Below are 15,569 nucleotides of genomic sequence, written 5' to 3'. Positions count from 1 at the left end.
ATATCTCTGTCGGGAACGAACTGGTAAACTTGACCATTCTCAGATGACGGACACGATACACCTTTTTTGTAGACACAGTCTCCGGCTGACATTTCTGTTTTTCTTTGTGTGTCTTTGGGCGCAGCAAAGAGGGCTGTCGCAGTGTGCAGGAGCGGCATCAACGCCTCGCGCGGTATCAGAGTGCGCCGCTCATTCCATTCCCTCGGGGAAGGTTGCAGCCCTCGATCCTAAGCGAGTCTATGCGCTTGCTGAACTGATCGATATAGCGGAACGGAATAATCCGCGCACTCGGATTGTGTGGGAGCAAGCCAGGCAGAAGGCCGAACAGCTTGGAATCGAGAAAAGCGCCTATTACCCTGTGCTCGTCGGGCTCGCGGTATTCGGAGACCAACGAACAATTACACCGTTTCCTGAGTCACTCTTGCCTCGCGGATATTCGACGGTCGAGATCCCAATCATCCAGCCTGAAGTCACGATGCAATATCTGCTCACCGACTTTGGCAAACGCGAGGCCAAAGTAGACGGAGCAACCGCTGAAAAATTGGCTGCGGGAGCCAACTTCATTCAGGCGAACCAAGAGGTTGCTTTCCGTGTCGCCAGCGAATACTACAAGCTACTCACCGCGCAGGAACGACTGCAGGCCGCGCAGGAGACGCTGAAGACTGCGCAGACTACCCAGGATGCGGCCGAAGACCAATTGGCGAACGGGCGCTCCACCTTACCTGACGTGCTTCAAGCCCGTGCCGAGACGTCGCAGGCTGTATTCGACCTCGAGTCTGCGGACGGCGATGAAAAAATCTCGCGAGTTACACTTACCGAAGCAATAGGTGTGGAACCCTCTCCGGACATAACTATTGATTCGGAGAAGGATACTCCGCTGCCTGAATCGCTCACCCTTTCCATCGATGAGCTAATCGAGCGAGCCTTATCTGACCGTCCCGACCTGGCGGCACAGGCTGCGGAGATTCGTGCAGCCGACGATGCGGTGAGGGCAGCGAAGGCGGAGTATCGCCCGAAGATTGTTCTATCCGGCTCGGCCGCACAGACTACAGTGTGGCCAACGGCGGACAATGGTCAGCTTGGCTACGCGAGCGTACCTACCTGGACCGCCGAGCTGGGAGTGGAATGGCGAATCTTCGATGGAGGAGCACGAAAAAACGGAGTGGCTATTGCCGAATCGAAGAGACGTGAGGCGCAAGATGAAATGACGGAAAAACACGATCAGGCGACACGTGAGGTTTGGACAGCATTTATTGCATTTCGTACCGCGTTAAGAAAGGAACAGGCTGCCCTCTCTTTGCTCGATTCCGCGAACACCTCTTATTCCGCTTCTCTGGAAGCTTATAAATATGGCGTGAAGAATCTGGTCGATGTTGTTACTGCCGAAAGGCAGTTAGCAAAGGCTCGACTCTCTGGCGTCTCGGCACGTTCTCAGCTATTTCTGGAAGCAGTGGATCTAGAGTTTGTGACTGGAAATCTGCTCAGAAACAAATCGGCCGCGACGAAACTACATACACAGGATGGCCAGAAGTGATGACCATTGGAAGAAAGCGTCAACTTTTGCTGTTCGCTGTATGCCTGGTGTGCTCAGGGTGCAACCATGCGCCATCCATCGACATTATTGGTTCTTTTTTTCCTGTCTGGATGCTCTGTTTAGCCATTGCAGTAGCCCTCGCGTTTGTTGTGCGTCACTTTCTGGTTCGATTCAATTTGGATTCTGAGGTTGGACCGGTCGCGCTCTTTTATCCGAGTGTCGTCATACTTTTCACAAGCCTGCTCTGGCTGATTTTTTTCCGGTAAGGAGGACCATGGAACAGGCTCCCGAAGCTCTCAACCGCAAGCAGATTGGCCGCTGGATCGCTATCGGTGTTGTTGCGACCGCAATTGTCGCTCTGGGACTTGTCATCTTCCAAACTGACATTCATCCACGAACTGACGACGCCAGCGTGAGAGCGAATTACATCGAAATTGCTCCCGAGGTAAGCGGCAGGCTGGTTGAATTGCCGGTCAAAGACAACGCGTTCGTGAAGAAAGGCGATCTCCTGTTTCTGATCGATCCTCGTCCGTATGAGTACGCCCTACAACAGGCGTTATCTGATCAAGAGGCATTGGAGCAGCAGATCATCGATGCAAAACGCAGAATCGCGGCCCAAAATAGCGCCGCTGAAGCTGCTCGCGCGGGTGTGCACAGCTCACGAACCGGCGTCAAAACCGCAGGGAGCACCATCGATGTGGCAAAGGCGACCGTCTCTCGAGCTCAAGCGTCGTTAGCGGCTGCAGAGGCCCAGCTGAAGTTGGCAACAAACAATCTGCACCGCATAGAACCGCTGCTGCAAAAACAATATGTGACGGTGGAACAGATCGATCAGGCCAATACCGCGGTGCGCGTGGCTCAAGGAAACTACGATGAGGCCCAAGCTGCTCTTGCTCAGTCACAAGCTCAGCTCGCTCAATCGATTCTGCGTCAACAAGAGGCAGATTCAGCGGCTGCTGAGTCACAGGCGAAGCTAGGCCAGGCTATCCATACGATCGATACAGTTGACACGTTGATGTCCGAAAGGCCGGGAAAGGCATCCAGGGTAGATAGTGCGAGGCTCGATCTTGAGCGCTGCCGCGTTGTCGCCCCCTTCAATGCCTATGTGAACAACATGAATATCTCTGTGGGTGAGTATGCGCATCCCGGCACCCCGCTGTTCACCCTGATAGATACCCGAACCTGGTGGGTTGTCGCCAACTATCGTGAATCAAAAGTGAAGCATATCGCCATTGGATCGCATGTTGACGTGTATCTCATGGGGCATCCTGACCGACGATTCGACGGGATTGTTGAAAGCATTGGATACGGCGTCTTTCCGGAAGATGGAGCGGTTACTGGAGGACTACCCAATATCGAACGCACTTTGAACTGGGTGCATCTCTCCACGAGATTTCCTGTTCGCGTTCGAGTTCAGGATCCCGATCCGGATCTGTTTCGTATCGGTGCAACCGCACTGACGGTCGTGAGATAGCAGATGGACGACACATCTCTACTCGGGACGATCAAGTCTCTAAGGCGAAAGTTGTGGGAGGATTTACAACCCACGCCTGAACGGCTCAACAGCAGTCTCCGTATCTTACTTGCGACCATAATTGCTCTGATCCTCATGTTGGTCTGGCAGATGCCGTCTATTTACCTCGGCATGTACTTTATTTTCCTCGTCGGGCGCGACAGTCCCACAGTTTCTCTTCGCTCCGGCCTGATTTCGTTGCTCACAGTTACGATCGCAATTGCGTGTGAGCTCGGCGTTGTCATTATCAGCGACAGCGATCCAATGATCCGAGTGCTTAGCGTTGCTGTCGTTACCTTCGTTGCGGGTGTTCTTGTGGCCTCGACCAACTTTCCCGTTCTCGGATCGACCTGGGGACTAATCTTCTGCATCGTGATTGGGAATTGGGATAGTCATGCCCCTGCGGACAAGTTGGTTAAAGGCTCGCTCTGGTTGATCGCAACGCTTTCAGTTTCGGTTGGCTGTGCTGTTCTGGTGGAGTACCTCTTCGGCGATCGCGACCCCGCGAAAAAATTGGAAGCACAGCGCAAAATGCGATACCAGGCGCTGGAGAAGATGTTCACTGTATACGCTCAAGGCGGATCACCTGAGGAGCGATCCGCCGCAGTGCTTCCCGTCTCCCGCTTTGCAATAGCCGGCACAAATGGAATGCTGGAGTTATACAACAAAATTGCGGAACGCGACCTCGATGCAGGGACCCTCCCTCCGGGAACACGCTTGCGCCTCACGATGCTTTCCCAGATCCTGGATGTCTCTGCGGCTTTCGGCCTGCAAAATACTAAGGAAGATAGTCCAGAGCTAAGACGGCGGTGCGCAATTATCGCTACGCAGTGTCATGAACTGATTCCGATTGCAATTCCGAAAATTGAAAGCCACTTGCAATTTATGCCCGAGAATTGTGTGACGTTGTTGGATCGCGTCGAAGCAGCGCTTCATGCGCTTCTGACGATGCCTACCGACGCTTCCCAATTAGGCAACAAAGAGCTAGTCGCGATGCCCGCAAGAAAGGCGCCCTTTTTCATTCCGGGAGCGGTCGGCAGAATCGATACGATCGCATTTGGACTTAAGATCAGCCTATGCGCAACTCTCTGTTATATCGTCTACAACGCTGTTGATTGGCCTGGAATTTCGACTGCGGTGACTACCGTGATGGTTACCGGGTTGAGCAGCAGCGGGGCAATAAAGCAACGACTCTTCTTCCGTCTGTTGGGTTCGATCATCGGCGGCCTCATTCTGGGCCTCGGAGCGATCTCTCTCCTCTTTCCGCACATGGATTCCGTTACGTCGCTGGTCGTTCTCATTGGATTTGTTGCATTCATCTCAGCCTGGACCGCGGGGGGACCAAGGTTCAATTACATAGGTTTACAGATGGCGTTTTCGTTTTACCTTGTGGCGTTTGAAGATTTTAGTGCTCCCACGGAACTCGCTCCCGCGCGTGACCGTTTTATCGGCATACTCGTCGCACTTCTCATTATGTGGTTTGTTTTCGATCAAATATGGCCGGTGCGCACTGTCACAGTCATGCGTCAGGGTCTTGCGGGTATTCTGAAGACCGTTGCGAGTTTCCTCCGTCTCATTGAACCTCGCCGCGATCAGAAAGATCTGCTTCTACAAGCGGATGCCCTGCGGGATCAGGTGGGCAAGACAGTTGTAGCGCTTCGGTCGATGAACGATGCTGTGGACTACGAATTTGGGGTGGACCGGGAACAGCATGTCCACACCGGCGAGATGATTCTCCGAACATCTCTAACTGCAGGAACGCTCTTTTGGAATCAGTTCGCGGTTCTCTACAATGAAGACGACAGAGATTTTCTGACGGAACCTGACCTCATCGAAATGCGTCGAAGACTAGCGGAATATATTGATGGGCTGGCCGACGGGGTTGTGAATAAGACGGCTCCCGCTATGGTTCCCGCGGATGCTTTCCTGATCCCGGCGATGCTAAATGACCCACGCTACGGGGAATATTCCCGAAATACGATCGCGCGGTTTGAAGAACTTCATTCGTACGCGGTAATGTTGAGCCGCGAAGTGTAGTCTCGCTGGAAGTCAGGTTCCTAGATGCACTCCGCATTCTGAACTCAATGTGGAAGGCTGACAGCGTAGAGATACCAAGCCGCATGCGGAAGCCACTGCTCGGTCCACCGCCAGTCTTCATCTTTCCCCGTCACGGCATATCCTTCGTTGAAGGCAATCCCATCTTCATTGTCGATTGCCGCGGTAATGCCATTGAGAATAGAACCCGGCGCGCTGGTGTATTTATAAGAGCGAAAAAACATATACGGTGCGTTCCCATGGCCACTCCCCATCAGCATGCTTGCGTCAAAGGGGTTTCGACCGAGAATCCAGTGCAACTGATTCCACGCGTACTGCTGGAGTTGCGATTGGAAGGCTGGATCGTCGTCAAAGAGCGGGGCCGCCATGCGCGCAGCAGCCGCCAGCGAGGCTAATCGAGCGTCTTCTCCTTGCCACCAGGGTGCAGCCTCCGTATCGTGCGGGAAGAAAAATGCACTGCGGATCTTACCGTCTCCCATTCGCACAAGTTGTCTGGCATAACCAAATGGATTGTTGACTTCAGCAGTTATGGAAAGTTCGAAACGAAGCGACCGTTCCACCGCGTCGCGAACATGTTTCTGTGAGGCAGGATCCGCGATCTGCGCGTACTCAAGCAAGCTGACAACCGGCAAGCCTGCATCGGATGGATGGAAGTATGGCCGCGAACCATCATCGGCCCGCCAGAAGTTACGACGTCCTTCAGCAGTCGATAGCCGCTGCATCAAATGCACCGCTCGTCGATCGGCCGCTACACGATAGGTCTCCTGCTTCGTTGCTCGATACAACTCAGTCGCCGCCATCAGCGCGCAGTAGTCATCGAGAATATTTTCCTTCCCGTCGTTGAGTAACTCGCGATTGTGCACATCGAGAAATTGAAACGCTTCCTCGGCAGCGCGAAGATATGTGGTGCGAGGCAGGTCTCCGTCAATTGGCATGGTGCTAGCGAGCGCCAAAGCGGCGATAGCCATACCTCCTCCTGCACGAAAGCTCGCCTCGTAAGCGTGGGGTCCTTCAGCGCTTTGTATATGTTCCGTTGAATCTGAGGCGTTCTTCTTGATCTGCGTTCGCCAGTTGGGATTACCAATGGCACGATCCTGAGGCAGCTTGTCTTTTCCGGGTGCTGTGATGCTTTCAAAGAAGGACCCATCTGGTCGCTTGATACGTACGAGAAAATCTGCGCCAAAGAGTCCTTCATCCAGCAGGCGTCGCACGTATTCGCTGAAGTTGTCGTCATGTCGGGCTTCGAGAACTCGATAACTCTTCAACAAGCTCCACGCGACCAACGGCACCTGTTGAGGATTGAAGTAGGAGGTAGGATTTTGATGGGAGAGATGGATGCCGTAATCGCCAGTCGCGTCATACCATCCGCCATGAACATCCACAAACCCTGTCTGACCCGGAGGCAGGGGAAGGTGTCGATCCGCCTGATCCATCAAGCCACTGGCACGTTGCCCCTTGAAGTAGAAAATAACATTTGAAAGCGTATTTCGTTCCAAGAGATCGTTATCGATATCGAATCCACAGGAACGCACCTCTCCGGCAGTCGAGTGGATCTGAACCGAATAGTGGCCGATTCCCTGCCACGAAGAAAAGTCTGCGGCCCAGAAAACGCGACCGCCCCACGAATCTACCTGGCCATCGGGAACCAGGCTGCCTGTCAACACAATCTTGCCGTTTGTAGAATCTACCAGCGAAAACTTTTCCGGGTGATCCCGCTCGGTCCCAACTACGATTGCACGCTTGAACGAACGAGCCTCATAGCCGACCTGATCAACGACCACGGTCAACTGTCCCATAGCTGCAGAAGTGAATGTCCCGATAAAGCAGCCGACTAAAATCTTCATCCCTAGATGTGTAATTTTCCTGCACCTCAAAAAGACGTTATGAGATCCGAATCGATGCGCTCGACGAATCTCTATCCTGCGTTCAAGAAATTCCGTTGCCTGGACCTGTCTGGACGACTATACTCATCCGCTAATCTTCAGACAAACCGAAAGACCAGCCCACTGCGAACCGCACGAATTATCCAGTGATGCTGAACTCTTGACCGACTAATGCGCTTCAACAGCGAATCGATCATTTTTCGACCGAAGAACACTGCGTAGAAAACACTTTCCCCGGGAGACAGAGTGGAAAAAAACGATGTCCAATCTCCTTTATCGTCGCTAGACAAAGACGGATTTATACCGCTTTACTATCAGATTCAACAGGCACTGTTAGAACAGATCCAAACGGGTAAGCTGCTGGTAGGCGATTGCCTTCCATCGGAGTATGAGTTAGCGCGATCCTATCGGGTAAGCCGAATGACGGCGCGGCAGGCTCTGCATAACCTGAAGAGTCGAGGTTATGCACTCAGCCAAAAAGGGCGAGGCACCTATGTCACGCGACCCAAGCTGGAAAAAAACATCATGCATCTCCGAGGTTTCACGGAGGACATGAAACAGCGCGGAATGATGCCGAGTTCACGTCTACTCGCGCAAACGGTCCTATCGGCTAAAGGAGTTCTGACGGAACAGCTTCGAGTTGAGGAAGGTTCAGCGATATTACAACTCCGTCGGCTGCGCATCGCGGATGGCCTTCCGATGGCAATCGAAGAGTCCAATATTCCTTTGAAACATTACCCCGGACTCGAACGAACCGACTTTACATCAGAGTCACTTTACAAAGTGCTTCGTAATAAATACGGTGTTCGCGCTGCCTGGGCTGATGAGGTACTTGAAGCCTCCCCGGCAACTCACGAAGAGTCCGAACTGCTTTCCATCCCTAAAAACGCAATTATGCTGTCCATCTCACGAGTCATCATGAGGACGGACGAGATACCAATTGAAGCCGCCTGCTCTCGGTACTTTGGCAATCGATACCGCGCGTCTATCCGCGTACCGACCACCACGATTGAGTGAGAAGCGCCGCAATTAGTCGCAGCAGTTCCCCAAAGCAAATCAGAACTCGTTGACCCGCCAGTCTTTACCGCGAATAGGCTTCGAAGAACGAGGAGGAAGTCCGCCTCTTTAGGACGCCTCTCGGACGTTTCCGAGCGTGACATGGAAGATTTCTCTTGCACTTCAGTACAGTTGTCTATACGATCTGGCATCCGCACATTTCAATTTACGAATAAATTCTGCCTTCTTTTGACCGTGAATCAGAACGATTTCTGCATTTCCAAGGAGTGGCCGTTGCCGTTTTCCTAAAGGAGATCACAGGACCAAGGATGACCGGGGGCCTGTCCGTTCTTGAGGTACGGACTACGCGCAAAGCTGGGAATTTCGAAGTTTGAACTTGATTGAAAACGCAGTAAGCAGGATGGGCCAAGGAAGCCAACCGCGAAACTCGTACGGACAAAGAAATTCGCTCTGCACTTTTTACTTTGGAGGAACATGATGCACAAGAGACTAAAGCTCGGCTTCCGTTATCTTTCAGCGCTAATGCTGGTTATGGTGACCTGTATACCGGCATTCACGCAGACCATCACCGGGTCCATCACCGGTACCGTGACCGACCCGACCGGGGCAGTCGTGGCGGGCGCTAAAGTAACCGCTACTAACGTCCAAACAGGTGTGGCCACTCCGACTGTGACCAATCCTAGTGGCATTTACTCTCTTCATTTTTTGCAGATTGGGCAATACAAGATCACTGTAGATTCCAGTAGTTTCGCTCCTCAAGGCACCAGCGCTTTTTCGCTTGAAGTCGATCAGGAAGCCAAGGTGAACGTAGCTTTGAAGGTCGGCGGAACAAACAGCAATGTCGTCGTCACCGACACAGCTCCCATCCTAAATACAGAAAACGCAACGACCGGCGACACGATTACTGCGGCGGCCGCTACGGAACTACCGTTGCAGAGCCGCAACTTCTCCACGCTCACACTCTTAGTCGCTGGCGCCATCACTCCAAACCCTCAGGCACTTGATAACGTGGGTCGCGGTCAATATAACGGAGGGTTCAACGTCAACGGAAACCGTGAGCAGAGCAACAACTACACACTCGACGGAGCGGATATCAACGAAGCGATCGACAACTACATCGGCTACAGCCCCAACGTCGACGCACTCGGCGAAGTCCGCATCATTACCGGCAACTCTACCGCTGAGTACGGCAACGCAAACGGCGGTCAGGTTGTTATGGTTACCAAAAGCGGAACCAATCGATTCCATGGCAACGCTTTCTTCTTCGGTGAAAACCAGAACCTGAACGCAAATACATGGGCTGCAAACCTGACCGGCGCGCCACGTGCTCCATTCAACCGTGCCATCTTCGGTGGCACTCTCGGCGGTCCCATCTTCAAAGACAAGCTTTTCTTCTTCGTGGATTACCAGGGAGCTCGCCAGCATTTCTCCACCGTCGAACTCCGAACGGTCGTCTCAGCAGCAGATCGCACGTTGCCCGGTATCACAAATCCGGCAGCAATCTATCTCTTCGCCCACCCAGAGCTTTATCCAGAGCCCAATACCGTGACGGACACGTCCGTAAACTACGTCGGCTCGTCGGGCCAGGCAACCGTCAACAATCAGGGCGATTTCAAGATCGATTGGCAGGCGACTAAGCGCGACACGATCTCTGGTCGCTTCTCTATGGGCCGCGAGAACGACGGTTACTCTAAGGTCGCTCTCCCTACCGATATTCCAACCAACAACAACGACCCCTACACAGGCTTCATTCTCAACTGGACCCACGAGATCTCGCCCAGCATCGTCAACGAAGCGCGTGCTGGCTATGGCCGTACCCGCTACATTCAAACTCCAACCGACGTCTCCGGCAATTGGGGTCTAACTGGCAACGCCAAACTTGGCATACCTGGAACCCAACTCGTTCCCGGCTTCAGCACCCTCGTCATCGGCAATGGCGACAACTCCGGCACAGTGGATGACATCGGCGCTCCGTTTGGTCAAGATGGTAATGGCTCCTATGGCGGTATCAATAGCGACAGCATCGTGAACGCCTACACTTACGGAGATAATCTCACCTGGCAACACGGCAAACAGACACTGAAATTCGGTGCTCAGGTGCTTCGCTACCAGGAGAACCGCTACTACTCGGGCAACGATGGATCACTAGGTTGGTTCGGCTTCAATGGCAAAGTTGGCGACTTCCTCAGCGACAACGTAACCTCCGAAGGTCAAGGCGCTCTAACCGGTCGCTGGGGACAACGCCAGTATCGTCCCGCTTTCTTCGCGCAGGATGACTTCAAACTGACCTCAAACCTGACGATCAATCTCGGCCTGCGCTGGGAGTACGATCAGCCTTACATCGAAGTCAATAACAAGCAGGCAAATATAAACATCACCACCGGTGTGATCACCAACGCAGGTGTGAACGGCGCGCCGCGCGCCCTCTACAATGCCTACCACGCGGGCTTCATGCCGAGGCTAGGTTTCGCCTGGTCGCCAGAATCGTTCCGCGATAAGTTTGTACTTCGCGGCGGCTACGGCATCACGAACTTCCTGGAGGGAACGGGAGCCAATCTGCGGCTCACGCTTAACCCGCCATTCTTCGTCGACGCCTCCTGTAACAACAGCTTGCCCTGCGCCAACGGAGCTCCCTTCCTCAGCATCACCAACGGCTTCTATCGTCCGTCCGACCCATCAGTATATGCAGGTAACGTGCGCGCATGGCAGCCAAATCTGAAGCCTGCCCTGATTCAGCAGTACAACCTCACTACCGAATATCAAGTAGACAACTTCACCTCCGTGACGGCCGCTTACCTGGGGCAGAACGGAACCCACCTGGTAGACCCGCGCGAAGGAAACCAGCGTGCCTGTCTCCAGTGTGCTCTTCCAATCACGACATTGTCTGTTCTCAATCCGGCTCTTAGCCAGATTGCGAACATCAGCTATACCGAGTCGGAAGCTGTCATGAATTACAGTTCTCTCCAGGTGACCGGACGGCGTCGCCTCGACCACGGTCTCGAGTTCCTGGCCAACTGGACCTACAGTAAAGGGCTCAGCAACAACCTGGGCTACTACGGTGCTGGCGGCGGCGCTGGCGACTCGCAAAGTGCGTACTGGCAGGATGCATATAACGGTGGAGCAGATTATGGTCCGACGTACTTCGACGCCAAGCACAACGTCTCCATCTCCGGCTACTACGAGTTGCCTTTCGGCCGCGGACGCCAGTTCGGTGGTGGCATGAATCGCATTGCGGATGAGGTGGTTGGAGGCTGGAAAGTAGGTTCGATCATGAGCTTCCACACGGGCTTCCCCATTACCGTAAATTCAAATGCGTTCTATTCGGCAGCGGTGAACGCCAGAGCGGCTCGTGCCAACCACCTTCGTTCTCTCCACGTAAGGGGTCGAACAGAAACCAACTATTTCGGTACTGATCCTTCAGCCCAAACCTGCGCAAGTGACTTCGACAACGGAACCTGCGCCTACCAGGAGCAGAGTGCTTCAAGCTTTGGAAACTCCTCAGTAGGTTCAGAACGTGATCCTGGTTACAAGCAGATCGACCTAGCCCTATCCAAGGACTTCGCAATCACCGAAGGAAGTCACATTGAATTCCGCAGCGACTTCCTGAACGCCTTCAACATGGTTAGCCTGGCCCCGCCGAGCAACAACGCCAGTCCTGGAAACAACTTCGGTCAGATCAGCAACACAGTGAACGAACCTCGTAACATCCAACTGGCATTGAAGTTCGTCTTCTAATCCTGGAATCAGTGATAGCTTGGGACGGCGAAAGTCTTTCGCCGTCCTTCTTTTTTCGTACAAGTGGACGAAAAAAGATGCTACGAGGTCCTTCGTAAAATCAACTGATTGACTCACCAGCAGAACAGGAATCCATGAAGCGTATTTCAAACCCTTTATTACTTCGCGTCCTCTCTTCTTGCCTGGCTGTCCTTATTCTGTCTATGTGCTTCACCCTTCATCTGCGAGCAGCGATATCTCCCGCACAGAAGAAGGAGATCATTGCTTACATCTTTCCAAAGGATAGGATCATCGCTCCGCAGGAAGTATCTGCAGCAAAGTTGACGCGAATCAACTACGCCTTTGCCAATCTACAGAACAGTCAAATCGTAGAGGGCTTTGCGCACGACGCAGAAAACTTCGCTGTGCTCAACTCTCTAAAACGAGACAATTCTTCTTTGACCGTAGTGGTCTCGGTCGGCGGATGGACGTGGTCCGGCGACTTTTCCGATATCGCTCTAACGAAGCAGAGTAGAAAGCTCTTCATCGAAAGCGCAGTGAAATTCGTCGAAAAATACGAGCTCGATGGCGTTGATATCGATTGGGAATACCCCGGAATGGCCGGCGATAATCATCGATTTCGTCCTGAAGACAAGCAAAACTACACACTTTTACTCAAAGAGCTGAGGGCACGATTCGATAAAGAACAAAAGAAACTCCATCGACATCTGGTGACGTCCATCGCAACCGGCGCCTCGACCGAGTTCCTCGAGCATACCGAGATGGACAAAGTTCAAAGATATGTGGACACGGTCAACCTGATGTCGTACGACTACTACGTTCCGAGCTGGGACAAAACCACCGGACACCATGCGCCGCTGTTCACCAACCCAGCCGATCCGAAGAAGATCTCAGCCGACCGCACTGTGCACGAATATGAGAGCGCCGGTGTGCCTCAGGGAAAACTCGTGCTTGGCGTGCCTTTCTACGGGAAGGGCTGGACGCAGGTTCCGGATCAGAACCACGGACTCTTTCAACCTGGAAAGGAAGCACCCAACACCTATCTCCCATTCAGCGCGTTAATCAGTCTGCAGAATAGTGGTTACTCACGCTATTGGGACACCGATGCATCTGCCCCATATCTTTACAATCACGACACTCAAACTTTCATATCGTATGACGACCCCGAATCACTAAAGAAAAAATGCGAGTACGTGATTGATCACAAATTGGCAGGCGTCATGTTCTGGGAGTACACCGGTGATTCTGCCAACACTCTCCTTGATGCGATCAATGCGGGCCTGCGAAGTGAAGCCACAACAACTACGGAGACGCGATGAATCCATCGATGGAACTCCTCCAAGCGAATGCAACAAACACGATTCGCGCTCAACGTGTCGCGTCCATCGATATATTCCGCGGGCTAACGATGACCTTGATGATCTTTGTCAACGAACTGGCCGAGGTCAAGGGTCTCCCGTGGTGGAACTATCACGCTCCTGCAAAGGTCGATGCGATGACCTACGTAGATATGGTGTTTCCGGCCTTTCTATTCATCCTTGGGATGACGATCCCCATAGCTCTGGAACATCGACTCCGTAAGAATTCATCCGTGCCAGCCCTCTGGCTACATATCATGCTCCGCACCATCGCTTTGGTCCTCCTCGGACTTATTCTCGCGAACGCGGAACTGGGAAGTCGAGCGCTCATGGGGATAGGTCCGATAATGTGGACCATCCTCGCGCTCAGCGGTGCCGTCTTATTCTGGAACGTGTATCCACGCACTGAACGCTATCAGCCATTGTTTCGAATTCTGCGATTCTCCGGGCTGGCACTGATGGTGGCGATGTTTGCCATCTTTCGCCGCACCACGACCGACGGACATGCAGCCTGGATTTCCACGTCATACCCCGAGATTCTAGGCCTGCTCGGCTGGACCTACCTGGCAGTCTCTATCCTCTATATCGCAACGCGACGATGGAACTGGGCGCCGCTGGCGTGGTTCGCCGCTATGACGATCCTTTGTATCGCATTAACGGCGAAGTGGATTCCGTTCCCACGCCATCTCCCCCTGTACATCTGGCCATGGGGCAACGGTGCCATGGCATCGATCGCACTGGCCGGCGTCGTCACCTCAAGCATCTTTGTGAACAGCCACGGTCTCCGATGGAACACATTTCGGCAGAAGTCTACCGTCGCCATCCTCTTTAGTGTCGTCACGTTCTTCTGCGGATGGCTTCTGACTCCCCTGGGCATCTCGAAGATCCGCGCCACTCCAACTTGGTGTCTCTACAGCATCAGCTGCAGCGTGCTGCTTTTCACCCTCCTCTATTGGATCTGCGACGTTAGGCGAGCGGTACGCTGGGCCGTATTCGCACGCCCCGCGGGCGAGAACACACTCCTCACCTATCTGCTCCCAGACTTCTACTTCTTCATCGTCTCCGCTTGTGGCTTCACATACTTTGCAGAACATGCCAACTACGGTCTCCTCGGCGTACTGAGGTGCCTCATCTTCACTGGTCTGATTCTGGCGCTCTCTGCACTGCTCACCAGATGGAAGCTAAGATTGCAGATCTAGGAATCACAGGGCGTCGCGACTAGCCACGACTAGGGCTCTTTCCGAGCAGCTCCCGGGCAATCACCATACGCTGAATCTCACTTGTGCCTTCACCAATCGGACACAGCCGCACATCCCGGTAAAACTTCTCTGCTGGATAGTCCTTGATGAATCCATATCCGCCATGTATCTGCAGACCTTCATCGCAGATCCTGCATGCAGCCTCGCTCGCATACAGCTTTGCCATTGCAGACTCCAGAGTCACTTTCTTCCCTGCGTCCTTCATCTGTGCCGCACGCATCGTCAACAGCCACGCCGCATCCAGTTCGGTCGCCATATCGGCCAGCTTGAACTGAATCGCCTGAAACTCACTGATCGTCTTGCCGAACTGTCGTCTCTCCTGCGCATATTTCATCGCAGCATCAAGCGCTCCGCGTGCCATCCCCAAACTTAGCGCCGCAATCGAAATTCTCCCACCATCGAGCACGCGCATTGCATCTTTGAAGCCATCGCCTTCCTTACCAACAAGATTCTCCGCCGGGATTTCGCAGTCTTCGAAGATCAGCTCTGCTGTATCGCTCGCCCGCAAACCAAGCTTGTTCTCCTTCCGCCCCGACCGAAACCCTTTCGTCCCGCGCTCCACCACGAACGCCGAGATTCCTCCACGGGTTCCCTTCTCCTTATCCGTTACTGCTAGCACTACCGCGCAATTTGCATACGTCCCATTCGTGATGAACGTCTTACTCCCATTCAGCACCCACTTATCGCCACGCTTCACAGCAGTAGTGCGCGCGCCCCCAGCATCGGAGCCAGACCCGGGCTCCGTCAAACCCCACGCCCCAAGCCACTGACCACTCGCCAGCTTCGGAATCCACCGCTTCCTCTGCTCGTCGTTCCCACCTAGCATGATGTGGTTCGTGCACAGCGAATTATGCGCCGCCACAATGATCCCTACGCTGCCGTCTACGCGCGAAAGCTCTTCAATCGCCAGTACATACTCCACGTAGCCCATGCCGGCCCCGCCCAATGATTCGGGAAATATCACACCCAGCAGACCCATCTCTCCAAGCTTCTTCACCACTTCGTGCGGGAACTCGCTCTTCTCGTCCCACTCCGAAACGTGCGGGCCAACTTCGCCCTCCGCAAAGGCCCGTACTGCGCTCTGCAACTGCTTCTGCTCATCGGTTAATCCAAACATGCACCCTCCAAAGCTTTATAACCTGCGCTAATACATGTATCACATCCATGCATACTCTGGCACGTCGCTCACTACAACAAGAAGAGCGCGGACCCTTA

Annotated in this window: 10 protein-coding genes; 8 read left to right on the top strand and 2 right to left on the bottom strand. The window is 53.6% G+C overall.

Annotation, left to right across the window (positions count from 1 at the left end; genetic code table 11):
• The first annotated feature begins 43 nt into the window (after positions 1-43).
• Genes HDF14_RS11170 through HDF14_RS11155 form a run of 4 tightly spaced genes read left to right on the top strand, consistent with a single transcriptional unit; the run spans position 44 to position 5,084 of the window.
• Positions 44-1,534: a TolC family protein gene (locus HDF14_RS11170; protein ID WP_183976471.1), complete on the top strand. Its 1,491-nt coding sequence runs from the start codon at positions 44-46 to the stop codon at positions 1,532-1,534.
• Entirely contained in the window at positions 1,534-1,800 is a 267-nt protein-coding gene (locus HDF14_RS11165) for a YtcA family lipoprotein (protein WP_183976469.1), read from the top strand. The genes HDF14_RS11170 and HDF14_RS11165 overlap by 1 nt, the downstream gene beginning before the upstream one ends.
• 8 nt (positions 1,801-1,808) lie before the next feature.
• The gene (locus HDF14_RS11160) at positions 1,809-3,008 is read left to right on the top strand and encodes a biotin/lipoyl-binding protein (protein WP_183976467.1); all 1,200 of its coding nucleotides are present in this window, start codon (positions 1,809-1,811) and stop codon (positions 3,006-3,008) included.
• 3 nt (positions 3,009-3,011) lie between these two features.
• A complete protein-coding gene (locus HDF14_RS11155) occupies positions 3,012-5,084 on the top strand; it encodes an FUSC family protein (RefSeq protein ID WP_183976465.1) in 2,073 nt (690 codons plus the stop codon).
• Between the two features lie 44 nt (positions 5,085-5,128).
• Here the strand turns inward: HDF14_RS11155 and HDF14_RS11150 are convergent, their stop codons facing one another.
• Positions 5,129-6,946 (bottom strand): glycoside hydrolase family 9 protein, encoded by a 1,818-nt coding sequence (locus HDF14_RS11150; protein WP_183976463.1) that lies wholly within the window; start codon positions 6,944-6,946, stop codon positions 5,129-5,131.
• A 285-nt stretch (positions 6,947-7,231) separates the two neighbouring features.
• Between HDF14_RS11150 and HDF14_RS27195 the strand changes: the two genes are divergently transcribed.
• The 4 genes from HDF14_RS27195 (at position 7,232) to HDF14_RS11130 (ending at position 14,294) form a co-directional block, all read left to right on the top strand.
• Positions 7,232-8,002: a GntR family transcriptional regulator gene (locus HDF14_RS27195; protein ID WP_183976461.1), complete on the top strand. Its 771-nt coding sequence runs from the start codon at positions 7,232-7,234 to the stop codon at positions 8,000-8,002.
• A gap of 474 nt (positions 8,003-8,476) precedes the next feature.
• Positions 8,477-11,737: a TonB-dependent receptor gene (locus HDF14_RS11140; RefSeq protein WP_183976459.1), complete on the top strand. Its 3,261-nt coding sequence runs from the start codon at positions 8,477-8,479 to the stop codon at positions 11,735-11,737.
• A gap of 134 nt (positions 11,738-11,871) precedes the next feature.
• Complete coding sequence (locus HDF14_RS11135; protein ID WP_260698183.1) at positions 11,872-13,056, top strand: glycoside hydrolase family 18 protein; 1,185 nt, start codon at positions 11,872-11,874, stop codon at positions 13,054-13,056.
• On the top strand, positions 13,053-14,294 hold the full coding sequence (locus HDF14_RS11130) for a DUF5009 domain-containing protein (protein ID WP_260698182.1): 1,242 nt from the start codon (positions 13,053-13,055) through the stop codon (positions 14,292-14,294). Before HDF14_RS11135 ends, HDF14_RS11130 begins: the two co-directional genes overlap by 4 nt.
• 19 nt (positions 14,295-14,313) lie before the next feature.
• On the opposite strand, the gene HDF14_RS11125 is transcribed toward HDF14_RS11130, so the two are convergent.
• Positions 14,314-15,471, bottom strand: a complete 1,158-nt coding sequence (locus HDF14_RS11125; protein WP_183976457.1) for an acyl-CoA dehydrogenase — start codon at positions 15,469-15,471, stop codon at positions 14,314-14,316.
• Positions 15,472-15,569 lie beyond the last annotated feature (98 nt).

The organism is Tunturiibacter gelidiferens (assembly GCF_014201335.1).
Classification (GTDB): Bacteria; Acidobacteriota; Terriglobia; order Terriglobales; family Acidobacteriaceae; genus Edaphobacter; species Edaphobacter lichenicola_E.
The sequence above is the reverse complement of the archived record's forward strand: the minus strand, read 5'-3'. Positions and strand labels throughout refer to the sequence as shown.